The organism is Micromonospora sp. BL1 (genome assembly GCF_003667485.1).
In the GTDB taxonomy this organism is placed as follows: Bacteria; Actinomycetota; Actinomycetes; order Mycobacteriales; family Micromonosporaceae; genus Micromonospora; species Micromonospora tulbaghiae.
Map to the genome: position 1 here is coordinate 1 of NZ_RCVK01000009.1, position 407 is coordinate 407.

1 protein-coding gene is annotated in these 407 nt (G+C 37.8%); it reads right to left on the bottom strand.

Features of this window, described 5'->3' with window-relative positions; all coding sequences use genetic code 11:
* Positions 1–161 precede the first annotated feature (161 nt).
* Positions 162–407: hypothetical protein (locus tag EAD96_RS30955; RefSeq protein WP_158614768.1), on the bottom strand; the 246-nt coding region annotated here is incomplete at its 5' end.

A 407-nucleotide genomic window follows, 5' to 3' on the forward strand; every position in this document is an offset into this window, starting at 1 on the left:
AGCATATCTTGGGGAATGGCTGGAAAATCTTCTATAAAGGAGACTCCTTTCTCCTTTACGAATTTCTCTAACTCGGCCGCTATGGTGTATTTGTCAATCTTCATCTTTATACTGTTTGTTGTTCGCTTTTTTCTGACAATTTCAATAAAAAATTTTTCTTCTTACGTAAATTCCACATCATTGCCGCTTTCTATCGCTACATCAAACTGCATAATCAGCTTGTCACAGACAGCTTTTGCTTCGGGATGTTGTTGTGCGTAGGCTTTGGTCAATGCCTTTGCTTTCGGAACATTTTTATTAGGTAGTGTCGAAAATTCACCCCTATCGACAAAGACGTTGAATTCTTCCACAAAGGTTAAAAGAAATGCATTGATTAAATCAAATTCCTGATGAGTCAACACCAGGCT